Genomic DNA, 24,218 nt, shown 5'->3' with positions numbered 1-24,218 from the left:
TAAATTGGCGGCGAGACAGAAATGGATAAACTGATTATTACTGGCGGTACTCGTCTTGATGGCGAAATCCGCATTTCCGGTGCCAAGAACGCGGCCCTGCCGATTCTGGCCGGTACCCTGCTTTGCGATGGCCCGGTAACGGTCGGCAACCTGCCGCACCTGCACGACATCACCACCATGATCGAACTGTTCGGGCGCATGGGCATCGAGCCTGTGATCGACGAAAAGCTCGCCGTAGAGATCGACCCACGCACCATCAAGACCCTGGTCGCGCCGTACGAGCTGGTGAAAACCATGCGCGCCTCGATCCTGGTACTGGGGCCGATGGTTGCCCGTTTCGGCGAGGCTGAAGTGGCCCTGCCTGGCGGTTGCGCAATTGGTTCGCGTCCGGTTGACCTGCACATCCGTGGCCTTGAAGCCATGGGCGCGAAAATCGAGGTCGAAGGCGGCTACATCAAGGCCAAGGCGCCTGAAGGCGGCCTGCGTGGCGCGCACTTCTTCTTCGATACCGTGAGTGTGACCGGTACCGAGAACATCATGATGGCAGCCGCCCTGGCCAAAGGCCGCAGCGTGCTGCAGAACGCTGCGCGCGAGCCGGAAGTGGTTGACCTGGCCAACTTCCTCAACGCCATGGGCGCCAAGGTTCAGGGTGCCGGTACCGACACCATCACCATCGACGGCGTCGAGCGCCTGGGTTCGGCAACCTACCGCGTCATGCCCGACCGTATCGAAACCGGTACCTACCTGGTCGCCGCTGCCGTTACCGGTGGCCGCGTCAAGGTCAAGGACACCGATCCGACCATCCTCGAAGCGGTCCTTGAAAAACTCAAGGAAGCCGGCGCCGAAATCACCACCGGTGAAGACTGGATCGAGCTGGACATGCACGGCAAGCGGCCAAAAGCTGTCAACCTGCGTACCGCTCCTTACCCGGCGTTCCCGACCGACATGCAGGCGCAGTTCATCTCGCTCAACGCCATTGCCGAAGGCACTGGTGCGGTGATCGAGACGATCTTCGAAAACCGCTTCATGCACGTGTACGAAATGCACCGCATGGGCGCCCTGATCCAGGTTGAAGGCAACACTGCGATCGTTACCGGCACCAAAACCCTCAAGGGCGCGCCAGTCATGGCTACCGACCTGCGGGCTTCGGCCAGCCTGGTGCTGTCGGCGCTGGTTGCCGAAGGCGACACCCTGATCGACCGCATCTACCACATCGACCGTGGCTATGAGTGCATCGAAGAAAAACTGCAGATGCTGGGCGCGAAAATCCGTCGCGTACCGGGCTAGTCTGTGAGCGGCGCAGGGACGCGCCATCCAACTGCTGCACCGAATTGAATGCGGTCGGGCCATCAGGTCCGGCCGGCTGTAGCCGCATAAGGACCGACGTTTCCCATGTTGACCATCGCGCTATCTAAAGGTCGGATTCTCGACGATACCCTGCCGTTGCTGGCAGAAGCCGGTATTGTGCCGACCGAGAACCCGGACAAAAGCCGCAAACTGATCATCCCCACGACGCAGGACGACGTACGCCTGTTGATCGTCCGGGCGACCGACGTGCCGACCTATGTCGAGCATGGCGCCGCCGATCTGGGTGTGGCCGGCAAGGACGTGCTGATGGAGTACGGTGGCCAAGGCCTGTATGAGCCGCTGGATCTGAAGATTGCCCAGTGCAAACTGATGACCGCCGGTGCAATCGGCGCCGCCGAGCCCAAAGGCCGTCTGCGTGTAGCGACCAAGTTCGTCAATGTCGCCAAGCGTTACTATGCCGAACAAGGCCGTCAGGTCGATATCATCAAACTCTACGGTTCGATGGAGCTGGCGCCGCTGATCGGCCTGGCTGACAAGATCATCGACGTTGTCGATACCGGCAACACCCTGCGTGCCAATGGCCTGGAACCCCAGGAAATGATTGCCACCATCAGTTCCCGGCTGGTGGTCAACAAGGCTTCGATGAAGATGCAGCACGCCCGCATCCAGAGCCTGATCGACACCTTGCGCCAAGCTGTCGAATCGCGACACCGCGGCTGATACCTGCGCGCGACCTTCGCTGTCGCGCCCGTCTATCCGCGTCATAGCCAATTTTCTCGGGTGCCCGCGCGGATGGACTGGTAGCTTAGGGCGCCTGAGCATTCGCCATTTATTGAGGCCCTCGCTATGACCACGTCCACTGCAATTGCCCGACTCAATGCCGCTGACCCGGATTTCGCCCGACATCTGGATCATCTGTTGAGCTGGGAAAGCGTGTCTGACGACGCGGTCAACCAGCGAGTCCTCGACATCATCAAGGCTGTGCGTGAGCGTGGCGATGCGGCGCTGGTCGAGTTCACCCAGCGTTTCGATGGTGTTGATGCCAAATCGATCGACGACCTGATTCTGGGCCGTGAGCGCCTTGAGCTGGCCCTGACGCGCATCACCCCTGCCCAGCGCGAAGCCCTGGAGAAGGCGGCCAACCGCGTGCGTATCTACCACGAGCGGCAGAAGCAGGACTCCTGGAGCTACACCGAAGCCGACGGCACGGTGCTTGGCCAGAAGGTCACGCCGCTGGACCGCGCCGGTCTGTATGTGCCGGGCGGCAAAGCGTCCTATCCTTCGTCGGTACTGATGAACGCGATTCCGGCCAAGGTGGCCGGTGTTGCCGAAGTGGTCATGGTGGTGCCAACCCCGCGTGGTGAGGTCAACGAACTGGTGCTCGCGGCTGCCTGCATTGCCGGTGTCGACCGGGTGTTCACCATTGGTGGCGCCCAGGCGGTCGCGGCACTGGCCTACGGCACCGAAAGCGTGCCGCAGGTGGATAAGGTAGTCGGCCCTGGCAACATTTATGTCGCCACTGCCAAGCGCCATGTGTTCGGTCAGGTTGGTATCGACATGATTGCCGGGCCGTCGGAGATCCTCGTGGTGTGTGACGGCCAGACCGATCCGGACTGGATTGCCATGGACTTGTTCTCCCAGGCCGAACACGACGAAGACGCCCAGGCGATTCTGGTCAGCCCGGATGCCGCGTTCCTCGACAAAGTCGCCGCCAGCATCGACAAGCTGCTGCCGACCATGGAACGTGCCGAGATCATCAAAACCTCGATCAATGGCCGCGGCGCGCTGATTCAGGTGCGTGACATGCAGCAAGCCATGGACGTTGCCAACCGCATCGCACCGGAGCACCTGGAGCTGTCGGTGGCTGATCCACAAGCCTGGTTGCCGCAGATCCGCCACGCCGGGGCGATTTTCATGGGCCGCCACACCAGCGAAGCGCTGGGCGACTACTGCGCAGGTCCGAACCACGTGTTGCCAACCTCGGGCACTGCGCGTTTCTCCTCGCCACTGGGGGTGTATGACTTCCAGAAGCGTTCGTCGATCATCTTCTGCTCCGAGCAAGGCGCCTCGGAACTGGGTCACACCGCTTCGGTGCTGGCGCGTGGTGAATCGCTGACTGCCCACGCCCGTAGTGCTGAATACCGTATCGTTTCCGACAACAAGGGGAACTGAACATGAGTAAATTCTGGAGCCCCTTCGTCAAGGACCTGGTGCCTTACGTTCCGGGTGAGCAGCCGAAGCTGGCCAGGCTGGTCAAGCTCAACACCAATGAAAACCCGTATGGCCCGTCGCCCAAGGCGCTGGAAGCGATGCGCGGTGAGCTCAATGACAATCTGCGCCTGTACCCGGACCCGAACAGCGACCTGCTCAAGCAGGCGGTGGCCGAGTACTACGGGGTCAAAGGCAACCAGGTGTTCCTCGGCAATGGCTCGGACGAAGTGCTGGCGCACATTTTCCACGGCTTGTTCCAGCACGGCGCGCCGCTGTTGTTCCCGGATATCAGCTACAGCTTCTACCCGGTGTATTGTGGCCTGTACGGCATTCCCTACGAAACGGTAGCGCTGGATGAGCAATTCCAGATCCGCGTCGAGGACTATGCCAAGCCGAACGGCGGGATCATTTTCCCCAACCCCAATGCCCCGACCGGCTGCCTGCTGGCGCTGGAGGCGATCGAGCAACTGCTCAAAGCCAACCCGGAAACGGTCGTGGTAGTCGACGAGGCTTACATTGATTTCGGCGGGCAAACGGCGATCAGCCTGGTTGATCGCTATGACAACCTGCTGGTCACCCAGACGCTGTCCAAGTCGCGTTCCCTGGCTGGTCTGCGGGTGGGTCTGGCCGTGGGCCATCCTGACCTGATCGAGGCGCTGGAGCGGATCAAGAACAGCTTCAACTCCTATCCGCTCGATCGTATGGCGATTGTCGGTGCAGCGGCGGCGTTCGCTGATCGTGCGTACTTCGACGACACTTGCCGCAAGGTCATCGACAGCCGCGAGCAACTGGTCACTGAGCTGGTGGCCCGTGGTTTTGAAGTGTTGCCGTCGGCCGCCAACTTCATCTTTGCCCGTCATCCGCAGCACGATGCTGCTGAATTGTCAGCCAAGCTGCGCGAGCAGGGCGTGATTGTGCGGCACTTCAAGCAGGCGCGGATCAACCAGTTCCTGCGTATCACCATTGGCACGCCGGAGATGAATCAGGCGCTGCTTGATGCGTTGAACTGATACAGCCATCGCGGGGCAAGCCCGCTCCCACCAGGTGGGGGCGGGCTTGCCCCGCGATCCTGACGGCCGCCGGTGTACCGTTCAGCGTCAGGGTGTAATCGGCCTTGTCATTCATGCCTTGGGGATCAACCCACTGCTGAACATCGGCCTTCACTTGCGCAACGCGCTGCCCGTTTTTCTCGATAACCACCTCCCCACTCTCCTGGCTGTTCCACAGCAGGCGAGCCGTTGCCTGATCGGCGCGAGCCTTGCGCACTCCGGTTTCTCCCAGCAGTGGCGTGCCGTCCAGGCGCCATGACGTTGGTAGCGTGATGCCCATATGGCGCAAAACCGTAGGCGCCACTGCAGCCTGGTTGGTAAAACCGTACAGGTCGTTGGGCCCCGGGTTTTCTGCGGGTGGGCTAGGCGAGGTGAGCTCGGCGTTCAGTGGCTTGTTGCTGGCAATGAACGCGGTCTTTTCCTGTTCCGAATCGCCACCGTGGCCGCAGCCTTGCGTATCGCGGCCGTGATCGGTGGTGACGAGCACCAGCCAGTCTTCATCGGGATTTTCCCGGGCGCGCGCTTCGACTGCGTCGAGTAGTTGCCCTAACTGGTTGTCGGCGACACGCAAGGCATTGTTGTAACCCGCTCCAAAACAGGCGTCATGGCCTGCTTGATCAGGCTCATCGAGCTGAATGAAGGTGAAGTCTGCGCGGGTCTGGGAGAGGACTTCCAGTGTCCTGGCGATCACCCGCGCATCGGAGGCTTGAGTTTCAACCAGGTCATTGGATTTGACGTCTTCGAGCAGAAACGCGGTGTTGATCGGTGCCCAATGGACGATGCTGGCGATGTACGCGCTCGGTGACGCGTCGCGCACGCGTCTGAACAGGCTGGGAAACTCAGGGTTCACACGCAGATTGGTCTGGTTGGAAATTACATCATGCTTGTTCGCCCAAACCCCGCTGAGCAGGGTGGTCCAGCCTGGGCCGCTGATGGTCGATTGTCGGCTTGAACTGCCGGTAACGCCGCCCGCGTAGGCCTTGTTGTAGTGCAGGCGCTGCAGATTAAGGTTGCTGCCGAGCTGTTCGTAGCGCTGCAGTTGCACGCCATCCATACCGATCAGCAATGTCTTTGGCGAGCGCGCCTGCACAGTGGAATCAGGCTTGAACTGGAAGATTGCAATGACTGCCAGGGCAGCCAGCGCGGCGAGTACAGACACACCTTTGAGCTTTGACATGGGCTGGTCCACCTGAGAGAGGCCTGGTGCAGCGTCACAAAGCCCGGCAAGTGCCGCAACTGGCAAAAATGACAGGTGGTTCCGACAATCGTGCTGATCAGCTATGCTGCAAGAATTCGTAGGATGATTGGGTGAGTCAGTGGCAAGTAATGGAAAAGAGCTGGTGCGCCGCTCTTTGGTTGATCTGGCCGTCGAGCAATTGCGCCTGCGTATTCTCGAAGGGGTATGGCAGGTAGGTCAGCGTTTGCCGACCGAGCCGGAGCTGGCGGTGGAGTTGGGCATCAGCCGCAATACCGTGCGTGAAGCCATGCGTGTGCTGGCTTTCAGTGGCGTGGTTGAGGTTCGCCAGGGTGATGGCAGCTACCTGCGTACCCAGCTCGATCCTCTGCAGGCGGTGCAGGCGATGTCTCGCTGTTCACCGGAACATGCCCGGGAGACTCGGCACATTCTTGAAGTGGAGGCCATCGGCCTGGCGGCTATACGCCGTACCGAGGCTGACCTGTGTGGGTTGCGCGAAGCGCTGGAAGGCAGTGCAGCGCATTTTCATGGTGAGGTCGATGTCTATGTCGCCTGCGATCTGCTGTTCCATCAGCGTCTGGTGGATGCCGCCCACAACCCGGCATTAAGCGAGCTGTACCGTTACTTCTCCGGTGTGGTCGCCAACGCACTGCAACAGAACATGTCCCACGCACCCCGTTGCCAGTCGGTATTCGACCTGCACGGGCAGATCCTCGATGCCATCGAGCAGCGCGATGTGCAGCGGGCCAAGCACCTGACGCGCACCCTTATAGAATCCTGAGGTAACAAGGCCATGGCCGAACAACTGACCCGCACCCATGCGGCGCGCGATACCGAGCTCGAAGAACTGCTGATTGATGCCGAAGCCGACGATGAACAGGTACAACAGCAGCCGGTGCTGCTCAAGCGCCCCTGGCTGTTGCTGCTTGGCCTGTTGCTGGTGGCGTTGAACCTGCGCCCGGCGTTGTCGAGCATGGCACCGCTGCTCAGCCTGGTGTCCGAAAGCCTGGGGCTGAGCGCTTCCCAGGCCGGTTTGCTGACCACTTTGCCCGTGTTATGCCTGGGCCTGTTCGCGCCGTTGGCACCGATACTTGCCCGGCGCTTCGGCAGTGAACGGGTCATCCTCGGTATCCTCCTGACCCTGGCCGCCGGGATTGCAGTACGCAGCGCCTTCGGCAGCACGGGCGTGTTTGTCGGCAGTATCATGGCCGGCGCAAGCATCGGCGTGATCGGCGTGCTGCTGCCGGGTATCGTCAAACGCGATTTTCCCCGGCATGCCGGTACTTTGACCGGGGTCTACACCATGGCGTTGTGCCTGGGCGCAGCGGTGGCCGCGGGTGCTACGGTGCCGCTGAGTGAGCACTTTGGCGACAGCTGGTCATGGGGCCTGGGTTTCTGGTTGATACCCGCGGTACTGGCGGCGCTCATCTGGCTGCCTCAGGCGCGTCAGGGCCATGGTGCGCATCATGTCGCTTATCGGGTGCGTGGCCTGCTGCGTGACCCGCTGGCCTGGCAGGTCACCTTGTACATGGGCTTGCAGTCTTCGCTGGCCTACATTGTGTTCGGCTGGTTGCCGTCGATTCTGATCGGCCGTGGCCTTACCCCGACCCAGGCCGGGCTGGTGTTGTCCGGTTCGGTGATCGTGCAGTTGATCAGCTCGCTGAGTGCGCCGTGGCTGGCCACCCGCGGCAAGGATCAGCGCCTGGCCATTGTTGTGGTCATGCTACTGGCCCTGGCTGGCCTGTTTGGCTGCCTGTATGCGCCGCTCGATGGCCTGTGGGGCTGGGCCATCGTGCTCGGGCTGGGCCAGGGCGGTACCTTTGCCCTGGCGCTGACCTTGATCGTGCTGCGCTCCAGTGATGCCCATGTAGCGGCTAACCTGTCGAGCATGGCGCAAGGTGTCGGTTATACCTTGGCCTCGATGGGGCCGTTCGCCGTTGGGCTGGTGCATGACTTGACCGGTGGCTGGAATGCCGTGGGCTGGATTTTCGCAGTGCTGGGCGTGGGGGCGATTGCCTTCGGTTTGAAGGCCGGGCGCAATCTGCATGTTCAGGTCGTCAGCGAGCGGGTGTGAGGCCGCAGTAGCTAGCTTTTTGCTACGTGAGCAGATTATGGTGCGGGTCTCTTCCATCGGAAACGGACCCGCCCAATGAGTGAAGCCAACACTGTCTTGATTACCCGCTTCTATCAGGCGTTCCAGCGTCTGGACGCTGAGGCGATGGTGGCTTGCTACAGCGACGACATCCTCTTCAGTGATCCGGCCTTTGGCACGTTGCGCGCTAAGGATGCAGGCGATATGTGGCGGATGCTTACCTCCCGCGCCAAGGACTTTACCCTGACATTCGATAGCGTACGGGCCGATGACAGTAGCGGCACGGCCCACTGGGTCGCCACCTACCTGTTCAGCCAGACCGGTCGTGTTGTGGTCAACGATATACAGGCGCGCTTCGTCATTCGCGACGGCAAAATCTGTGAACATCACGACCATTTCGATCTATGGCGCTGGTCGCGGCAGGCGCTGGGCCTGCCGGGATTGCTACTGGGTTGGTCGCCGTTGCTGCGTAACAAAGTGCGCGCTCAGGCACTCAAAGGGTTACGCAGCTTCCAGCGTCAGTAGTCTCAGAGCATTGCATCAACGGCCTGGTCCTCCTCGCGGTAGCTGAACGTCGTGGTGTCTTCTGGTGTTTTCGGCAGCTCAATGCGGATCACCGGAATGAAGTTGGCGTTAGTGTCGAGCCAGTCCTGCTGATCGGCACGTGCCTGTTCCAGCGCATTGGGCAGCCCGGCAATGTAGAAGAATGACTGGATCGGCAGGGTAGAGGACTTGGTTTCGTCCCAGGCGCCGATCATGACTTCATTCCAGGGATAGGGCAGTTCGTCCCGGTACAGCTGTTTTACGCGAAGGCCTTGATAGAACGTACTGGCACGTTCTGCCGCATTTGCATGCTGTGCGTCGAACGCGCACTGGCTCTTGTGGTCAGCATTGCCGCGGTAATTGACGATCCAGTCTTCGGCTGTCGCTATGCCCTGTTGGTGGCAAAGCGTTTCAACTTGCGTGGTGCGGCTGTTGTCGCCACAACCACGGGAATCACGAGTCCAGCTGTCACCATCGGTTGGCCATGTGCACAGTACCTCGTATGGCAGTGAGTCTTGAGGGCGCTGTTGCAGAGGATAGAGGGTGAAGCCGCTGCGACCGTCTTCGGCCAGGCGTTCAATCGGGATATCGGAACGCAAGTAGGAGAAGGAAACGCTGCCTTTGGTTTTCGAGTTCTGGCTATGATGCCACGTGTGGTAGGACGGGGACGGGCGGGTTGATCGGACCAATACACCAGAGCATTCATGGGCCGCAATGGCATTGCTGCCACAGTGCTCAGGTGTGGTGTCGAAACTTTTTTGCATGTCTGCCGCCGTCTGCGGCCCAATGAAGGCCAGAGCGTTGAACGACAGTAAGCAAAGGGCAAAACAAGGTGCGGATAATCTGTACATGGTGAAGTCCTTTTTGACTAGGCCTCACCAAACTAGTGACAAACGGAGTACGCGTCGTGAGTGAAAATGTTCCGGATCGGGTAAGCAAGCCCTGGTATGTTTACCTGGTACGGGCGGAAAATGGTGCGCTGTATTGTGGGATCAGTGACGATCCGCAGCGGCGCTTTTTGATGCATCAGCGTGGGCGTGGCGCGCGGTATTTTCTGACCAGTCCGGCACAGGCGCTGGTGTACGTCGAGCAGTGGCCAGACAAGTCCCAGGCGCTGCGCCACGAGCGCCTGGTGAAGAAGCTGCGCAAGAGTGCCAAGGAGGCGCTGGTGGCCTCCTGGGCAGGGCTCAGTCCTTGCGGCGCTTGAGCTGATCGGTCAGCTGTGTCGGCAAGCCTTTGATGATCAGGGTGCCGGCCTCTTCGTCGTACTCGACCTTCGAGCCCAACAGGTGGGCTTCAAAGCTGATCGACAAGCCCTCAGCGCGGCCGGTGAAGCGGCGGAACTGGTTCAGGGTGCGTTTGTCGGCAGGAATTTCCGCTGACAGGCCGTAGTCCTTGTTACGAATGTGCTCGTAGAAGGCGCGCGGACGGTCTTCATCAATCAGCCCGGACAGCTCTTCCAGCGTGACGGGTTCGCCGGCCTTGGTCTGGCTGGTGGCATACTCGACCAGGGTCTGGGTTTTCTCCCGGGCGGCTTCCTCGGGCAGATCCTCGCTTTCGACGAAGTCGCTGAAGGCCTTGAGCAGCGTGCGGGTTTCGCCCGGGCCGTCGACACCTTCCTGGCAGCCGATGAAGTCGCGGAAGTAGTCCGAGACTTTCTTGCCGTTTTTGCCTTTGATGAAGGAAATGTACTGCTTTGAGTTTTTGTTGTTCTGCCACTCGGACAGGTTGATCCGTGCGGCCAGGTGTAACTGCCCCAGGTCCAGGTGGCGCGACGGCGTGACATCGAGCTCGGCGTTTACCGCCACCCCTTCGCTGTGATGCAGCAGGGCGATCGCCAGGTACTCAGTCATGCCTTGCTGGTATTGAGCAAACAGCACGTGGCCGCCGACGGAGAGGTTGGATTCTTCCATCAGTTTTTGCAGGTGCTCAACGGCTACCCGGCTGAAGGCGGTAAAGGTGCTGCCGTCTTCCAGGTACTCCTTGAGCCAGCCGCTGAACGGGTGGGCGCCGGACTCGGCATGGAAGAAACCCCAGGCTTTACCTTGTTTGGCGTTGTAGCTGTCGTTGAGGTCGGCCAGGAGGTTTTCGATGGCGCTGGACTCGGCAAGTTCCGAATCGCGAGCGTGCAGGACAGCAGGGCTGCCATCGGGTTTTTTGTCGATCAGGTGGACAATGCAATGACGGATCGGCATGGGATTCTCGGTTGAAAATGGGCGGTGCTGGCCGCGTTGCAAAGTTGCCAAGTGTACCTCAGCGCAGAGGTGATTCAGCGGCCAGATGTTGGCAGAAATGTCGGTTGTTCGTTTTTTGTTCAATTTTTTGCGTTTTTTCGCGCAAAGCCCCGAAAAACCTGCACATTTGCCCTGTCAGCAGCGGATATTTATCCATTCCTGTGGTAGTTTTGCCCGGTCTTGCGCCCCGTGTGTGGCGCATTGCTGGCAGACCGCTCACGTCGCGTCGAACCAAACGTCGTTTTACGTATCTACATACGCGATTGACGTGGCTGTAACACCGGACCGCCGGATACCCCCGCAGGTCTGGCTCGATGACCGACGTAGCACTCTGCATACTCACTGAATTTGATAGGGAAGGAACACCACCATGGCATTGACCAAAGACCAACTGATCGCCGATATCGCCGAAGCTATCGACGCGCCAAAAACCACCGCGCGTAACGCTCTGGAGCAACTGGGTCAGATCGTTGCTGATCAACTGGAAAATGGCAGCGAAATCACTCTGCCAGGCATTGGCAAACTGAAAATCACCGAGCGTCCTGCCCGTACCGGCCGCAACCCTTCGACTGGCGCTGCCATCGAAATCGCTGCCAAGAAAGTCGTCAAGTTCGTGCCAGCCAAAGTGCTGACCGACGCTGTAAACAAGTAATTGTAAGCAGCTTGAAAAAACCGCGTCCGGTGTGAGCCGAACGCGGTTTTTTTGTGCCTGTGGGAACACCGGCCTGTGGGAGCGGGCTTGCCCCGCGATGCGGTGAGACAGACAAACCGCGATCGCGGGGCAAGCCCGCTCCTACCGAGACCAGCGTTTTTGGCGGGTGGTGGCATCCTGGAAGGTCCAGGCCACCATGCGGCTTTGCTTTTGCCCTTGGCCCATTTCGACCACGCGCTGTTCGAGTGCGCCGGCTTTTTTCAACGCTGCCTGAATGCCCGGCAGGTTGGAGGCTTTGGACACCAACGAGGTGAACCACATCACCTGTTGGCCAAGCGCAGCGCTTTCGGCCACCAATTGGCTGACAAAGCGGATTTCACCACCTTCGCACCACAGTTCATTGTTCTGCCCGCCAAAGTTCAGTACCGGCAGTTTGCGCTTGGGATCGGCCTTGCCCAGGGCGCGCCATTTGCGCTGGCTGCCACGGGTGGCTTCGTCCCGTGAAGCGTGAAAGGGCGGGTTGCACAGGGTCAGGTCGTAACGCTCGTCGTCTTTGAGCAGGCCCAGCAGGATGTGCTTGCGGTTGCCTTGCTGGCGCAGGCTGATGGCCTTGTCCAGGCCATTGGCGTGAACGATGGCCTTGGCGGCAGCCAGCGCCGTGCTGTCGATGTCCGAGCCGAGAAAGCGCCAGCGGTAGTCGCTGTGGCCGAGCAGGGGGTAGATGCAGTTGGCACCGACGCCGATATCCAGCGCCCGCACCTGAGCGCCGCGTGGGATTTCGCCGTTGTTGTCTTCGGCGAGCAGGTCGGCCAATACATGGATGTAGTCGGCACGGCCGGGAATCGGCGGGCACAGGTAGTCGGCCGGGATGTCCCAGTGCTGGATGCCGTACTGCGCCTTGAGCAGAGCACGGTTGAACACTCGCACCGCTTCGGGGTTGGCGAAGTCGATGCTGGGTTTGCCGTGGGGGTTGGTGATCATGAACTGGCCCAGTTCAGGGCTGCTTTTGATCAGATCAGGAAAGTTGTAGCGGCCCTGGTGGCGATTGCGCGGGTGCAGGGTCGGCTTGTTGGCTGTGGTCATGGTGTGGGTCCGGTAGAACGCATCGCGGGTCAAGCCCGCTCCTACAGGGTGTCCTGTGGGAGCGGGTTTGACCCGCGATGGCGTCGCTGAAATCAGCGCGTGTTACAGCGCTGCAATCCGCGCATGCTGCTCGGTGAAGTTGGCCAGGGCCTGTTCGGCTTCGGCCAGCTTGGCGCGCTCTTTGTCGATGACGGCAGGCGGTGCCTTGTCGACGAAGGCGGCGTTGGACAGCTTGCCACCCACACGCTGGACTTCGCCTTGCAGACGCTGGATTTCCTTGTTCAGGCGCGCCAGTTCAGCGTCCTTGTCGATCAGGCCAGCCATTGGCACCAGCACTTGCAGATCACCGACCAGCGCGGTGGCGCTCAGCGGTGCTTCATCCTGCTCGCCCAGCACGGTGAAGGATTCGATCTTCGCCAGCTTTTTCAGCAGCGCTTCGTTTTCCTGCAGGCGGCGCTGGTCTTCAGCGCTGGCGTTCTTGAGGAACAGTTGCAGTGGCTTGCCCGGGCCGATGTTCATCTCGCCGCGGATGTTACGCACGCCGAGCATCAGTTCCTTGAGCCATTCGATGTCGCCTTCGGCCGCCGCATCGATACGGCTTTCGTTGGCCACTGGCCACGGCTGCAGCATGATGGTCTTGCCTTGCGCACCGGCCAGCGGCGCCAGGCGCTGCCAGATTTCTTCGGTGATGAATGGCATGAACGGGTGCGCCAGGCGCAAGGCGACTTCCAGCACGCGCACCAGGGTGCGACGGGTGCCACGAGCGCGCTCGACCGGGGCGTTTTCGTCCCACAGCACAGGCTTGGAGAGTTCCAGGTACCAGTCGCAATACTGGTTCCAGATGAACTCGTAGAGGGCCTGGGCGGCTAGGTCGAAGCGGAACTGCTCAAGCTGGCGGGTCACTTCGGCTTCGGTGCGCTGCAGCTGGGAGATGATCCAGCGATCAGCCAGCGACAGCTCGTAGGCTTCGCCGTTCTGGCCGCAGTCTTCGCCTTTGTCCAGCACGTAGCGCGCCGCGTTCCAGATCTTGTTGCAGAAGTTGCGGTAGCCTTCGACGCGGCCCATGTCGAACTTGATGTCGCGACCGGTGGACGCCAGCGAGCAGAAGGTGAAACGCAGGGCGTCGGTGCCGTAGCTGGCGATGCCTTCCGGGAACTCGGCCTTGGTCTGCTTGGCGATTTTCTCGGCAAGCTTGGGCTGCATCATGCCGCTGGTACGTTTTTCCAGCAGCTCGTCCAGGGTAATACCGTCGACGATGTCCAGCGGGTCAAGGACGTTGCCCTTGGACTTGGACATCTTCTGGCCCTGGCCATCGCGCACCAGGCCGTGGACATAGACGGTCTTGAACGGAACCTGCGGGGTGCCGTCCTCGTTCTTCACCAGGTGCATGGTCAGCATGATCATCCGGGCAACCCAGAAGAAAATGATGTCGAAGCCGGTAACCAGCACGTCGGTGGAGTGGAAGGTCTTGAGGAATTCGGTTTGCTGCGGCCAGCCCAGGGTCGAGAAGGTCCACAGGCCCGAGCTGAACCAGGTGTCGAGTACGTCGTTGTCCTGGTTCAGGACCACGTCGGCACCGAGGTTGTGCTTGGCGCGTACTTCTTCTTCGCTACGGCCGACATAGACCTTGCCGGACTCGTCGTACCAGGCCGGAATACGGTGGCCCCACCACAGCTGACGGCTGATGCACCAGTCCTGGATATCGCGCATCCAGGAGAAGTACATGTTTTCGTACTGCTTGGGCACGAACTGGATGCGGCCGTCTTCGACCGCGGCGATCGCAGGCTCGGCCAGCGGTTTGGTCGACACGTACCACTGGTCGGTCAGCCACGGCTCGATGACGGTGCCGGAACGGTCGCCTTTCGGTACTTTCAGGGCGTGGTCATCGACGCTGACCAGCAGGCCGGCGGCGTCGAAATCGGCAACGATCTGCTTGCGCGCAACGAAGCGGTCGAGACCGGCGTACTGCGCAGGCAGGCTGGCGTCGATGCTTTCGTTGACGCTGCCGTCGAGGTTGAAGACCTGGGCGGCCGGCAGAACGAAGGCGTTCTTGTCGAAGATGTTCAGCAGCGGCAGGTTGTGGCGCTTGCCGACTTCGTAGTCGTTGAAGTCGTGGGCCGGGGTGATTTTCACACAGCCGGTGCCGAATTCAGGGTCGCAGTAGTCGTCGCCGATGATCGGGATGCGGCGGCCTACCAGCGGCAGCTCGACAAATTTGCCGATCAGTGCCTTGTAGCGCTCGTCTTCCGGGTTCACGGCCACGGCGGCGTCGCCGAGCATGGTTTCCGGACGGGTAGTGGCAACGATCAGGTAGTCTTTGCCATCGGCGGTTTTCGCGCCGTCAGCCAGCGGGTAGCGCAGGTTCCACAGGTGGCCCTTCTCGTCGTGGTTTTCCACTTCGAGATCGGAAATTGCCGTGTGCAGCTTGGTGTCCCAGTTGACCAGGCGCTTGCCGCGGTAGATCAGGCCGTCTTCGTGCAGGCGTACGAAGGCTTCTTTCACCGCTTCCGACAGGCCGTCGTCCATGGTGAAGCGCTCGCGGCTCCAGTCGACCGAAGAGCCCAGGCGGCGAATCTGGCGGCTGATGTTGCCACCGGATTGATCCTTCCACTCCCAGACCTTTTCCAGGAACTTTTCGCGACCCAGGTCGTGGCGGTTCTGGCCTTTGGCTTCGAGCTGACGCTCTACCAGCATCTGGGTGGCGATACCGGCGTGGTCGGTACCTGGCTGCCACAGGGTGTTGCGACCCTGCATGCGGCGGAAGCGGATCAGGGCATCCATGATCGCGTTATTGAAACCATGACCCATGTGCAGGCTGCCGGTGACGTTCGGCGGCGGAATCATGATGGTGTAAGAATCGCCCGCGCCTTGCGGAGCGAAATAATTCTCGGACTCCCAGGTGTTGTACCAGGAAGTTTCAATAGCGTGCGGCTGGTAGGTCTTATCCATGCGCGGCGGGACCCTATGGCATTTATTCAGGAAAGCCGAGCAGTATAACGGGGATAAGTGCCGGGGCGTAGCACGAGGTGATGGCAGGAGGAAAAAACATCGCGGGGCAAGCCCGCTCCCACAGGCGGTGTGCAATCTTCTGTGGGAGCGGGCTTGCCCCGCGATTCAGGGATTGAGCAAACGTTCAAGCCGGGCATCGAGGCGCCGTTTGATCTCGTTCTCGATGTGCGGGGTGAAGTCGTTGATGACGTCCTGCATGATCAACTGCGCCGCTGCGCGCAGTTCGGCATCCAGGTGCAGCAGGGTTTCCTGGCGCCGGGCCTGTGGGTCTGCCGGCGGCTGTGGGGCTGCAGGCGGCTCGGCTACTGCTTCTTCAAGCAGCAGCGGAATCTGTTCTTCGACCGTGTCGGTCAGCAGCGGCGGCTCGAGGGATTCGTCGCCCAGCAGCTGACGGATCGATTCCAGATCGTCCAGCAGGTGTGCGGATTGGGGCAGGGGAGTGGGTTTGTCCGTCATCTTCAGAGTCGCTGTAAGCGGTGGTCCTGCAGAGCATAGCCCTGTTCGCGGTAGAAACGAAAACTCTCTCGGGCAGCCTGACGTATCGTCTGTTCTTCGACGACGATTTCGGCGATACGGGCAAAGCGTTCGGCGAACGGCGCCACCTTGAGGTCGAGGTTGATCAGCAAGTCCTGGTGGCTGCCGGGATCGTCGCCGAGGCCAAGTACCACGCTGCCTTGGGGCTGATCTTCGGCACGCGAATGCGGGACGAAGGCTTCACCCTTGAAGGCCCACAGGCGGGCATCCAGTTCGTCGCGCTGCCCGGCGTCGGCGCAATGCAGGTAAACCTGGTGGCCCATGCGCCAAGCCTTCTCGCACAGCTTGCAGGCGAAATCCAGGCGCGCCGAGGGGGCGTCGCTGGGCAGGATATAGAAATCTACTTTTTTGCTCATGGTCTGCCGACCGCACGCCTGCGCTCAAGGGCACAGGCGCGCGGCACTCACTCAGGCGTTGGCGCGATCAAGCAGGTATTGGGTCAGCAGCGGCACCGGGCGGCCAGTGGCGCCCTTGTCCTTGCCGCCGCTGATCCAGGCGGTGCCGGCGATGTCCAGGTGGGCCCAGTTGTAGGCCTTGGCAAAGCGCGACAGGAAGCAACCGGCAGTGATGGTGCCAGCCTTCGGGCCACCGATGTTGGCGATGTCGGCGAACGGGCTGTCGAGCTGTTCCTGATACTCATCGAACAGCGGCAGTTGCCAGGCGCGGTCGTCGGCGCGCTTGCCTGCGTCGAGCAGTTGATTGACCAGTTCCTCGTTGTTGCCCATCAGGCCCGAGGTGTGGCTGCCCAGCGCGACGATGCAGGCGCCGGTGAGGGTGGCGATGTCGACCACGGCCTGAGGCTTGAAGCGCTCGGCGTAGGTCAGGGTATCGCACAGCACCAGACGGCCTTCGGCGTCGGTGTTGAGGATTTCGACCGTCTGCCCGCTCATGGTGGTAACGATGTCGCCGGGACGGGTGGCGCCGCCGCTTGGCATGTTTTCAGCACAGGCCAGCAGGCACACCAGGTTGATCGGCAGTTGCAGCTCAAGCACCGCACGCAGGGTGCCGAAGACACTGGCGGCACCGCCCATGTCGTATTTCATTTCATCCATGCCGGCACCAGGTTTGAGGCTGATGCCACCGGTGTCGAAGGTGATGCCTTTGCCCACCAGCACGAAAGGCTTCTCGCTCTTTTTGCCGCCCTGGTAGTTGAGCACGATCAGGCGTGGCGGCTGGTCGCTGCCCTGGCCAACGGCGTAGAACGCGCCCATGCCCAGTTCCTTGATCTTCTTCTCGTCGAGTACCTCGACCTTCAGGCCCTTGTAGGCTTTGCCCAGGCCCTTGGCCTGTTCGGCCAGGAAGCTTGGGTGGCAAACGTTAGGTGGCAGATTGCCCAGGTCGCGGGCGAAGCGCATGCCGCTGGCAATGGCAGTGGCGTGCTTGACGGCGCGCTCGACCTCGGCGGCACCGGCCTTCTCGGCCAGCAGGGTGATTTTCTTCAGGGCACGCGGTTCGGCTTTCTTGCTCTTGAACTGGTCAAACACATACTCGCCGTCGAGCAGGGTTTCGGCCAGCAGGCGCGACTTGCCATAGAAGGCATCGCGGCCGCTGACCGCGACATCGTCCAGCGCCAGCACTGCATCCGTGCCATTGAGGCCTTTGAGGACCGCCAGCACAGCGGATACCACCTTGCGCCAGCTGCGGTCACCCAGTTCGCTGTCTTTGCCGGTGCCGACCAGCAGCACGCGCTCGGCCTTGAGGTTGGCCAGGCTTTGCAGCAGCAGGGTCTGGCCCAGCTTGCCGGTCAGGTCGCCGCGTTTGAGTACGGCACTCAGCGCACCGCCGCAGGCTTCATCGACTGCCTTGGCGCTGGCGCCGAGTTTGCGGCCTTCACCGACCGTCAGTACCAGAGTGGCGGTTTTCAAGGATGCAGCGGCTACGCTTTTTACAACCAGTTCCATGTCAGTTCCCCGAATGATCTGTCTTTGCGCGCTGTCGGTGCGGGCACTTCTAGCGAGCTGGCCGCGTGGTTGCAGGCCAGTGATAAAGCTGCCAGTTTGAGCCTGCTCGGACCGCCCTGACAACCCCGTTAATGAAGCATTGAGCATCGCCAGTGACAGGCACGGCCAATCACAGGATAATGCGCCAACTTTTTTGCCGGTTCGCTGTGGCGAGCCAGCAACTATTCTTGGCTGTTATGGATTTTTTGTTTGGCTGTCCGAGCCTGACAACCCAGGAGTGTCTGGTTTGATCGTCTTCCGATATCTGTCCCGCGAGGTCCTGGTGACCTTGAGTGCCGTCAGCGCCGTGCTGCTGGTGATCATCATGAGCGGGCGCTTCATCAAGTACCTGGCCCAGGCGGCCCAAGGTATGCTCGATCCGGGTGTACTGTTCCTGATCATGGGCTACCGTCTGCCAGGGTTTTTGCAGTTGATCCTGCCGCTGGGCCTGTTCCTGGGCATCCTGCTGGCTTACGGTCGGCTTTACCTTGAAAGCGAAATGACCGTGCTGTCGGCCACTGGCATGAGCCAGCAGCGCCTGCTTGGCATGACCATGGCACCGGCGGCCCTGGTTGCCGTACTGGTGGCCTGGCTGAGCCTCGGCCTGGCGCCTCAGGGCGTCACCCAGGTCGCCCAGATCATCAACCAGCAAGATGCCCTGACCGAGTTCGATACCCTGGTGCCTGGTCGCTTCCAGACCTTGCGCGACGGTTCTCGGGTCACCTACACCGAGCAACTGTCCGAAGACCGCGCCAACCTGGCCGGGGTGTTCATTTCCGAGAAACGCTTCTCTCAGGACAAGACCAAGGAACGCGCGCCATCGGTGCTGGTCGCTGAAAAAGGCCGTCAGGAAATCGGTGCCGACGGTAACCGTTACCTGATTCTGGAAAACGGCTACCGCTATGATGGCAACCCGGGGCAGGCCGACTACCGCGCCATCAAGTACGACACCTACGGCGTGCTGCTGCCCAAACCTGAGGTCAGCGAAGAAATTACTGACCGTGAAGCCATTCCGACGTCCGAACTGCTTGCCAGCGATGGCCGTCGTGAACGTGCCGAACTGCAATGGCGTCTGTCGTTGCCGCTGCTGGTGTTCGTGGTCACCCTGCTAGCGGTGCCACTGTCACGGGTCAACCCGCGCCAGGGCCGCTTCCTCAAGCTGCTGCCGGCGATTCTTCTGTATATGGCGTACCTGACCATGCTGATTGCTGTACGTGGTGCTCTGGAGAAAGGCAAATTGCCGATCGGTCTGGGCATCTGGTGGGTCCACGGAGTCTTCCTGCTCATCGGCCTGGGGCTGATGTACTGGGAGCCACTGCGCCTCAAGCGCGCCGCGCGTCGTGCGGAGGTGGCTCATGGTTAAGCTCGACCGCTACATCGGCAAGAGCGTCTTGCTGGCGATCATTGCCGTGCTCGGCATTATTCTCGGCCTTGCGTCGTTGTTTGCCTTCATCGACGAGATGGGTGACATCACCGACAGCTACACCCTCTGGGATGCGGGCAGCTTCGTTCTGCTGACCGCGCCACGGCGTCTGTACGACATGCTGCCGATGGCTGCACTGATCGGCTGTCTGATTGGCTTGGGCAGCCTGGCCAGCAGCAGCGAGCTGACCATCATGCGTTCGGCCGGGGTTTCCATCGGGCGCATCGTCTGGGCGGTAATGAAGCCGATGCTGGTCCTGATGCTGGTCGGTATCCTGATTGGTGAGTACCTGGCGCCGGTCACCGAGAACAAGGCCCAGGCCGACCGCTCGCTGGCTCAGGGCAGCGGCGATGCGCAAAGCTCCAAGCGCGGGATGTGGCACCGTCAGGGTGAAGAGTTCGTACACATCAACTCGGTGCAGCCGAATGGCCTGTTGTACGGTGTCACGCGCTACCGTTTCGATAACGAGCGCCATCTGGTGACCTCGAGCTTTGCCCGTCGTGCCCAGTATCAGGAAGATCACTGGCAATTGAGCGACGTGACCACCACGCATTTCCGTGGCGATCACACCGAAGTCATCAAGGCTCCGGTAGAGCGCTGGGATGTGACGGTTACCCCTCAGTTGCTCAACACCGTGGTGTTGGCGCCTGAATCCCTGTCGATCACCGGCCTGTGGGACTACATCCACTACCTGTCTGATCAGGGCCTGAACAATGCCCGCTACTGGCTGGCGTTCTGGACCAAGGTGTTGCAACCGATGGTCACTGCTGCGCTGGTGTTGATGGCGATCTCGTTCATCTTTGGTCCGCTGCGTTCGGTAACCTTGGGGCAACGGGTTTTCACCGGGGTACTGGTGGGCTTCGTGTTCCGCATTGCTCAGGACCTGCTCGGGCCGTCCAGCCAGGTCTTCGGCTTCCCGCCGTTGCTGGCTGTGGTGATACCTGCAGCGATATGCGCCGGTGCCGGGCTGTGGATGTTGCGGCGAGCCGGGTAGGTTTGCAGGCATAAGAAAGCCGACCCTAGGGTCGGCTTTTTTGTGGGCACTGTAGGAGCGGGCTTGCCCCGCGATAGGGGTCTGTCAGGCATATCGCATCGCGGGGCAAGCCCGCTCCTACAGCTGCTATTTGCGTTTCGGGAGCTGGACCAGTTGGGTATCGGAGTAGATGTCGTGCCAGCTGCGCTGGCGCTTGTCGAACAGCGACCAGATGAAACCCAGCCCCAGGCACAGCCACGAGGCGATGGCAACGAGGAAGCGCAGCAGCGCCTGCCACAGGCTGATTGCGCTGCCGTCGGCGTTCTGTACGCGTATGCGCCATACCTGCATGCCCAGTGTCTGCCCACCGTGGGTCCAGAACTTGGCGAAAAAGCCGAACAGGGCGAACAGCAAAAGGGTCGACAGCAACGGGTCGCCGTCCAGGGCGCCAGCGTCGGTCAACGCGCGCATGCGCGTCTCACCGATGATCGCCATCTGGATCATCTTGTACACCCCGGCGGTAACGATCAGCAGCGCGGTGCACAACAGGAAATCGTAGAACATGGCGGCCAGGCGCCGACCCAGGCCAACGGCAGGGAAATCGCCCTGGGGCTGCAACAACTGCTTGGGCATACACAGGCCCTCCTTTGGCAAAACCGCCATTCTACGAGAATACGCAGCCAATTCGTTGATCTGTGTGTGTGGGAGCGGGCTTGCCCCGCGATGCGCTGATACAGGCAAATCGCAATCGCGGGGCAAGCCCGCTCCCACAAGATGACCAAGACAGTTGTTCCCACAGGTTTTCAGCGGGCACAAAAAAGCCCCTGCTGTTGCCAGCAGGGGCTTTTTAATCGGGAATCAGGCTTCCGCGATAACTTCGTCAGCCTGCATGCCTTTTTGGCCCTGCACGGCGATGAAGGTGACTTTCTGGCCTTCTTTCAGGCTCTTGAAGCCGTTACCCTGGATAGCGCGGAAGTGTACGAACAGATCCGGACCGCTTTCTGGAGTGATGAAACCAAAACCTTTCTCGTCGTTAAACCACTTGACGGTACCGCTCTGACGTTGGGACATTGTCTTATTTCCTTTGAAACTTAGAATTAGTAACAGCTTCTTCCAAATGAAAGAGTACTGGGCTGGGTTGCAGGAAAGTAAGAGACGTCGAACGGGTTGTAGCAAATCTCAGCGCTACTGCCCAGGTCACGAACCATAGCGACCCATGCAAACACAGTGCAGTGACTCTACGCTAACTCTGTCGGCAAAAACAAGCCCTCAAAGCCGCTGCCGTTCTACCTTTTAGCAGCCGTTCGGTCGATTTTTTTCCGCCTCATTCCAAGCGCTGTTGCGTTGCTTTTCGATTGTTATAAAAAGCGTTCGAATTCGAAAACTCGAACGCTACATGACACAAAGTTTCAACTAACGATTCAGCCGCGGTAGTAACGCTGGGCTACGAATGGCATCTTGCTGACTTTCATTGCCACACGCTTGCCGCGAACAATCGCCCAGACGTTTGTGTCCAGTGCAGTGTGCGCTGCATCCAGGTAACCCATTGCCACCGGGGCGTTCAGGGTTGGCCCGAAGCCGCCGCTGCACACCGTACCGATGACAGTGCCCGCTTCGTCGACAATCTCGGCGCCTTCACGCACTGGCGTACGCTCTTGTGGCAGCAGGCCGACGCGTTTACGCGCAACCCCACCTTGTTGATGGGCGAACACGCTTTCGGCACCCGGGAAGCCACCGGCACGCTCGCCGTCTGCGCGACGGACCTTGGAAATCGCCCACAACAGGCTGGCTTCGATCGGTGTAGTCTGGGCATTCATGTCATGGCCATACAGGCACAGGCCCGCTTCCAGGCGCAGCGAGTCACGCGCGCCAAGGCCGATCGGTGCCACTTCCGGCTCGGCCAGCAGGCGACGGGCCAGCGCTTCGGCCTGCTCGGCAGGCACCGAAATCTCAAAGCCGTCTTCACCCGTGTAGCCAGAGCGGCTGACAAAGCAGTCGGCGCCGAGCAGTTGCACCGGCTGGAACTGCATGAAGGTCATCTTCGCAACTTCAGGGGCCAAGCGCTCCAGGACGTTGACCGCTGCCGGGCCTTGCAGCGCCAGCAACGCGCGTTCTTCGAACAGCGGCTGGATCTGGCACTGGTGAGCGATGTGCTCGCGCAGGTGGGCGAGGTCCTGGTCTTTGCAGGCCGCGTTGACCACCAGGAACAGTTCGTCGTTGCCCAGGTTGGCGACCATCAAGTCGTCGAGGATGCCGCCTTGTTCGTTGGTGAACATCGCGTAGCGCTGCATGCCGACCGGCAAATCGATGATGTCGACCGGTACCAGGGTTTCCAGGGCCTTGGCGGCGTTGGCGCCACTCAGGCGAATCTGGCCCATGTGCGAGACATCGAACAGGCCTGCCTGTTCGCGGGTGTGCAGGTGCTCTTTCATCACCCCCAACGGGTATTGGACGGGCATGTCGTAGCCGGCGAACGGCACCATGCGTGCCCCCAGTTCAAGGTGCAGGGCGTGCAGCGGGGTCTGCAGCAGTGTATCGGTAGACATTGATGACTCCTTGGGGCTTGAGAGGGTGTCAGCACTCGATGATGTTGACGGCCAGACCGCCGCGGGCGGTCTCCTTGTATTTGCTTTTCATGTCGGCGCCGGTTTGGCGCATGGTGCGAATGACCTTGTCGAGGGAGACGAAATGCTGACCGTCACCGCGCAGTGCCATACGTACCGCGTTGATAGCCTTGACCGAGCCCATGGCATTGCGCTCGATGCAAGGCACCTGAACCAACCCGCCGATCGGATCGCAGGTCAGGCCCAGGTTGTGTTCCATGCCAATCTCAGCGGCGTTCTCCACCTGCTGCACGCTGCCCCCCATGACTTCGCACAGGGCACCAGCGGCCATCGAACAGGCCACCCCCACCTCGCCTTGGCAACCGACTTCGGCACCGGAGATCGAGGCGTTTTCCTTGTAGAGGATGCCAATCGCTGCGGCGGTGAGCAGAAAGCGCACCACACCGTCTTCGTTGGCGCCGGGGATAAAGCGCATGTAGTAGTGCAAAACCGCCGGGACGATGCCTGCGGCACCATTGGTTGGGGCCGTGACCACGCGCCCGCCGAAGGCGTTCTCTTCGTTGACGGCCAGGGCGTAGAGGTTGACCCAGTCGAGTACCGACAGCGCGTCGCGCAAGCTGGCTTCCGGGTTGCTGCACAGCTGGCGATACAGGGCTGCAGCCCGGCGCTTGACCTTGAGCCCACCCGGCAGGATGCCTTCGTTGCGGCAACCGGCGGTAACGCAGTCCTGCATGACCTGCCAGATTCGCAGCAGGCCAGCGCGGGTTTCGCTTTCCGGGCGCCAGGCCGCCTCATTGGCCAGCATGATCTGGCTGATCGACAGGTTCTGCGCGGCACAGTGGCCGAGCAGCTCTTTGGCGGTTTTGAACGGGAAGGGCAGCGCAGTGCTGTCCTCGACAATGCGGTCGGCACCGGCGGCGTCTTCATCGACGACAAAGCCACCGCCCACCGAGTAGTACTCGCGGCTGCGAATCTGCAGACCGGCCTGGTCAAAGGCACGAAAGATCATGCCGTTGGGGTGATAGGCCAAGGGCTTGCGAATCATCGCCAGGTGCTGTTTTTCGCTGAACTCGATGTCGTGCTCGCCCAGCAGTTTCAGATGCCCAGTGCTGCGGATCTGCTGCAGGCGGGCGGCAATGCTGTCGGTATCGACGCTGTCGGGGTGCTCGCCCTCAAGGCCAAGCAACACCGCCTTGTCACTGCCATGGCCTTTGCCGGTGGCACCGAGTGAGCCATAGAGTTCGGCCTTGACGCTGACCGTGGCAGTCAGCAGGCCGTCGCGCCGCAGGCCTTCGGCAAAACGCGCGGCAGCGCGCATAGGGCCTACGGTGTGGGAACTGGAGGGGCCGATGCCGATCTTGAACAGGTCGAAGACGCTCAGTGACATGGTCGTGCCCTATTGTGATGA

Annotated in this window: 23 protein-coding genes; 11 read left to right on the top strand and 12 right to left on the bottom strand. The window is 60.9% G+C overall.

Annotated elements, in window-relative coordinates:
• Positions 1-21 precede the first annotated feature (21 nt).
• The 4 genes from murA to hisC all read left to right on the top strand — a co-directional run bounded on the left by murA (position 22) and on the right by hisC (position 4,529).
• Positions 22-1,287: a UDP-N-acetylglucosamine 1-carboxyvinyltransferase gene (gene murA, locus ACP6KB_RS22280; protein ID WP_442109419.1), complete on the top strand. Its 1,266-nt coding sequence runs from the start codon at positions 22-24 to the stop codon at positions 1,285-1,287.
• A 105-nt stretch (positions 1,288-1,392) separates the two neighbouring features.
• Positions 1,393-2,028, top strand: a complete 636-nt coding sequence (gene hisG / locus ACP6KB_RS22275; protein WP_442109418.1) for an ATP phosphoribosyltransferase — start codon at positions 1,393-1,395, stop codon at positions 2,026-2,028.
• Positions 2,029-2,154: 126 nt separating this feature from the next.
• Positions 2,155-3,480, top strand: coding sequence for a histidinol dehydrogenase (hisD, locus tag ACP6KB_RS22270; protein WP_442109417.1), 1,326 nt, complete (start codon positions 2,155-2,157; stop codon positions 3,478-3,480).
• A gap of 2 nt (positions 3,481-3,482) precedes the next feature.
• Positions 3,483-4,529: a histidinol-phosphate transaminase gene (gene hisC / locus ACP6KB_RS22265; protein WP_442109416.1), complete on the top strand. Its 1,047-nt coding sequence runs from the start codon at positions 3,483-3,485 to the stop codon at positions 4,527-4,529.
• On the opposite strand, the gene ACP6KB_RS22260 is transcribed toward hisC, so the two are convergent.
• A complete protein-coding gene (locus ACP6KB_RS22260; protein WP_442109415.1) occupies positions 4,477-5,745 on the bottom strand; it encodes an alkaline phosphatase family protein in 1,269 nt (422 codons plus the stop codon). The two genes, hisC and ACP6KB_RS22260, sit on opposite strands and share 53 nt — an antisense overlap.
• Positions 5,746-5,884: 139 nt before the next feature.
• On the opposite strand from ACP6KB_RS22260, the gene ACP6KB_RS22255 reads away from it, so the two are divergent.
• The 3 genes from ACP6KB_RS22255 to ACP6KB_RS22245 all read left to right on the top strand — a co-directional run bounded on the left by ACP6KB_RS22255 (position 5,885) and on the right by ACP6KB_RS22245 (position 8,380).
• Complete coding sequence (locus ACP6KB_RS22255; RefSeq protein WP_442109414.1) at positions 5,885-6,544, top strand: FadR/GntR family transcriptional regulator; 660 nt, start codon at positions 5,885-5,887, stop codon at positions 6,542-6,544.
• Positions 6,545-6,556: 12 nt separating this feature from the next.
• A complete protein-coding gene (locus ACP6KB_RS22250) occupies positions 6,557-7,837 on the top strand; it encodes a CynX/NimT family MFS transporter (RefSeq protein WP_442109413.1) in 1,281 nt (426 codons plus the stop codon).
• Between the two features lie 75 nt (positions 7,838-7,912).
• On the top strand, positions 7,913-8,380 hold the full coding sequence (locus ACP6KB_RS22245; RefSeq protein ID WP_442109412.1) for a nuclear transport factor 2 family protein: 468 nt from the start codon (positions 7,913-7,915) through the stop codon (positions 8,378-8,380).
• Positions 8,381-8,382: 2 nt separating this feature from the next.
• Here the strand turns inward: ACP6KB_RS22245 and ACP6KB_RS22240 are convergent, their stop codons facing one another.
• Positions 8,383-9,162, bottom strand: coding sequence for a hypothetical protein (locus ACP6KB_RS22240; protein WP_442109411.1), 780 nt, complete (start codon positions 9,160-9,162; stop codon positions 8,383-8,385).
• Positions 9,163-9,305: 143 nt separating this feature from the next.
• Between ACP6KB_RS22240 and ACP6KB_RS22235 the strand changes: the two genes are divergently transcribed.
• On the top strand, positions 9,306-9,605 hold the full coding sequence (locus ACP6KB_RS22235) for a GIY-YIG nuclease family protein (RefSeq protein WP_442109410.1): 300 nt from the start codon (positions 9,306-9,308) through the stop codon (positions 9,603-9,605).
• Here ACP6KB_RS22235 and yejK read toward each other — a convergent pair.
• Positions 9,586-10,593: a nucleoid-associated protein YejK gene (gene yejK / locus ACP6KB_RS22230; protein WP_442109409.1), complete on the bottom strand. Its 1,008-nt coding sequence runs from the start codon at positions 10,591-10,593 to the stop codon at positions 9,586-9,588. The two genes, ACP6KB_RS22235 and yejK, sit on opposite strands and share 20 nt — an antisense overlap.
• A 409-nt stretch (positions 10,594-11,002) precedes the next feature.
• Here yejK and ACP6KB_RS22225 point away from each other — a divergent pair, with 409 nt between their 5' ends.
• Positions 11,003-11,284, top strand: a complete 282-nt coding sequence (locus ACP6KB_RS22225) for an HU family DNA-binding protein (RefSeq protein WP_009398256.1) — start codon at positions 11,003-11,005, stop codon at positions 11,282-11,284.
• Positions 11,285-11,425: 141 nt separating this feature from the next.
• Here ACP6KB_RS22225 and rlmF read toward each other — a convergent pair whose 3' ends face one another.
• The 5 genes from rlmF to ACP6KB_RS22200 all read right to left on the bottom strand — a co-directional run bounded on the left by rlmF (position 11,426) and on the right by ACP6KB_RS22200 (position 17,811).
• Positions 11,426-12,367, bottom strand: coding sequence for a 23S rRNA (adenine(1618)-N(6))-methyltransferase RlmF (rlmF, locus tag ACP6KB_RS22220; protein WP_442109408.1), 942 nt, complete (start codon positions 12,365-12,367; stop codon positions 11,426-11,428).
• 102 nt (positions 12,368-12,469) lie between these two features.
• On the bottom strand, positions 12,470-15,316 hold the full coding sequence (locus ACP6KB_RS22215; protein ID WP_442109407.1) for a valine--tRNA ligase: 2,847 nt from the start codon (positions 15,314-15,316) through the stop codon (positions 12,470-12,472).
• Positions 15,317-15,481: 165 nt separating this feature from the next.
• On the bottom strand, positions 15,482-15,832 hold the full coding sequence (locus ACP6KB_RS22210; protein ID WP_442109406.1) for a DNA polymerase III subunit chi: 351 nt from the start codon (positions 15,830-15,832) through the stop codon (positions 15,482-15,484).
• 2 nt (positions 15,833-15,834) lie between these two features.
• Complete coding sequence (locus ACP6KB_RS22205) at positions 15,835-16,266, bottom strand: DNA polymerase III subunit chi (RefSeq protein WP_442109405.1); 432 nt, start codon at positions 16,264-16,266, stop codon at positions 15,835-15,837.
• 51 nt (positions 16,267-16,317) lie between these two features.
• Positions 16,318-17,811: a leucyl aminopeptidase gene (locus tag ACP6KB_RS22200; RefSeq protein WP_442109404.1), complete on the bottom strand. Its 1,494-nt coding sequence runs from the start codon at positions 17,809-17,811 to the stop codon at positions 16,318-16,320.
• Positions 17,812-18,097: 286 nt separating this feature from the next.
• On the opposite strand from ACP6KB_RS22200, the gene lptF reads away from it, so the two are divergent.
• Complete coding sequence (lptF, locus tag ACP6KB_RS22195) at positions 18,098-19,213, top strand: LPS export ABC transporter permease LptF (RefSeq protein WP_442109403.1); 1,116 nt, start codon at positions 18,098-18,100, stop codon at positions 19,211-19,213.
• Positions 19,206-20,267 (top strand): LPS export ABC transporter permease LptG, encoded by a 1,062-nt coding sequence (lptG, locus tag ACP6KB_RS22190; RefSeq protein ID WP_442109402.1) that lies wholly within the window; start codon positions 19,206-19,208, stop codon positions 20,265-20,267. The genes lptF and lptG overlap by 8 nt, the downstream gene beginning before the upstream one ends.
• A gap of 126 nt (positions 20,268-20,393) precedes the next feature.
• Here the strand turns inward: lptG and ACP6KB_RS22185 are convergent, their stop codons facing one another.
• From ACP6KB_RS22185 to ACP6KB_RS22170, 4 genes are all read right to left on the bottom strand, one after another.
• Positions 20,394-20,879, bottom strand: coding sequence for an RDD family protein (locus ACP6KB_RS22185; protein WP_442109401.1), 486 nt, complete (start codon positions 20,877-20,879; stop codon positions 20,394-20,396).
• Between the two features lie 225 nt (positions 20,880-21,104).
• Entirely contained in the window at positions 21,105-21,317 is a 213-nt protein-coding gene (locus ACP6KB_RS22180; protein WP_010220199.1) for a cold-shock protein, read from the bottom strand.
• Positions 21,318-21,667: 350 nt separating this feature from the next.
• A complete protein-coding gene (gcvT, locus tag ACP6KB_RS22175) occupies positions 21,668-22,792 on the bottom strand; it encodes a glycine cleavage system aminomethyltransferase GcvT (RefSeq protein ID WP_442109400.1) in 1,125 nt (374 codons plus the stop codon).
• Between the two features lie 28 nt (positions 22,793-22,820).
• Entirely contained in the window at positions 22,821-24,197 is a 1,377-nt protein-coding gene (locus ACP6KB_RS22170; protein ID WP_442109399.1) for an L-serine ammonia-lyase, read from the bottom strand.
• Positions 24,198-24,218 lie beyond the last annotated feature (21 nt).

This window comes from Pseudomonas sp. NUPR-001 (genome assembly GCF_052147955.1).
Lineage (GTDB): Bacteria > Pseudomonadota > Gammaproteobacteria > Pseudomonadales > Pseudomonadaceae > Aquipseudomonas.
This window is presented reverse-complemented; position numbering and strand designations above follow the sequence as displayed.

Bases quoted from the DNA above. Each gene is read 5' to 3' on its own strand.
- murA (WP_442109419.1), top strand. From the start codon at position 22: ATGGATAAACTGATTATTACTGGCGGTACTCGTCTTGATGGCGAAATC.
- hisG (WP_442109418.1), top strand. From the start codon at position 1,393: ATGTTGACCATCGCGCTATCTAAAGGTCGGATTCTCGACGATACCCTG.
- hisD (WP_442109417.1), top strand. From the start codon at position 2,155: ATGACCACGTCCACTGCAATTGCCCGACTCAATGCCGCTGACCCGGAT.
- hisC (WP_442109416.1), top strand. From the start codon at position 3,483: ATGAGTAAATTCTGGAGCCCCTTCGTCAAGGACCTGGTGCCTTACGTT.
- ACP6KB_RS22260 (WP_442109415.1), bottom strand. From the start codon at position 5,745: ATGTCAAAGCTCAAAGGTGTGTCTGTACTCGCCGCGCTGGCTGCCCTG.
- ACP6KB_RS22250 (WP_442109413.1), top strand. From the start codon at position 6,557: ATGGCCGAACAACTGACCCGCACCCATGCGGCGCGCGATACCGAGCTC.
- ACP6KB_RS22245 (WP_442109412.1), top strand. From the start codon at position 7,913: ATGAGTGAAGCCAACACTGTCTTGATTACCCGCTTCTATCAGGCGTTC.
- ACP6KB_RS22240 (WP_442109411.1), bottom strand. From the start codon at position 9,162: ATGCAAAAAAGTTTCGACACCACACCTGAGCACTGTGGCAGCAATGCC.
- yejK (WP_442109409.1), bottom strand. From the start codon at position 10,593: ATGCCGATCCGTCATTGCATTGTCCACCTGATCGACAAAAAACCCGAT.
- ACP6KB_RS22225 (WP_009398256.1), top strand. From the start codon at position 11,003: ATGGCATTGACCAAAGACCAACTGATCGCCGATATCGCCGAAGCTATC.
- rlmF (WP_442109408.1), bottom strand. From the start codon at position 12,367: ATGACCACAGCCAACAAGCCGACCCTGCACCCGCGCAATCGCCACCAG.
- ACP6KB_RS22215 (WP_442109407.1), bottom strand. From the start codon at position 15,316: ATGGATAAGACCTACCAGCCGCACGCTATTGAAACTTCCTGGTACAAC.
- ACP6KB_RS22210 (WP_442109406.1), bottom strand. From the start codon at position 15,832: ATGACGGACAAACCCACTCCCCTGCCCCAATCCGCACACCTGCTGGAC.
- ACP6KB_RS22205 (WP_442109405.1), bottom strand. From the start codon at position 16,266: ATGAGCAAAAAAGTAGATTTCTATATCCTGCCCAGCGACGCCCCCTCG.
- ACP6KB_RS22200 (WP_442109404.1), bottom strand. From the start codon at position 17,811: ATGGAACTGGTTGTAAAAAGCGTAGCCGCTGCATCCTTGAAAACCGCC.
- lptG (WP_442109402.1), top strand. From the start codon at position 19,206: ATGGTTAAGCTCGACCGCTACATCGGCAAGAGCGTCTTGCTGGCGATC.
- ACP6KB_RS22185 (WP_442109401.1), bottom strand. From the start codon at position 20,879: ATGCCCAAGCAGTTGTTGCAGCCCCAGGGCGATTTCCCTGCCGTTGGC.
- ACP6KB_RS22180 (WP_010220199.1), bottom strand. From the start codon at position 21,317: ATGTCCCAACGTCAGAGCGGTACCGTCAAGTGGTTTAACGACGAGAAA.
- gcvT (WP_442109400.1), bottom strand. From the start codon at position 22,792: ATGTCTACCGATACACTGCTGCAGACCCCGCTGCACGCCCTGCACCTT.
- ACP6KB_RS22170 (WP_442109399.1), bottom strand. From the start codon at position 24,197: ATGTCACTGAGCGTCTTCGACCTGTTCAAGATCGGCATCGGCCCCTCC.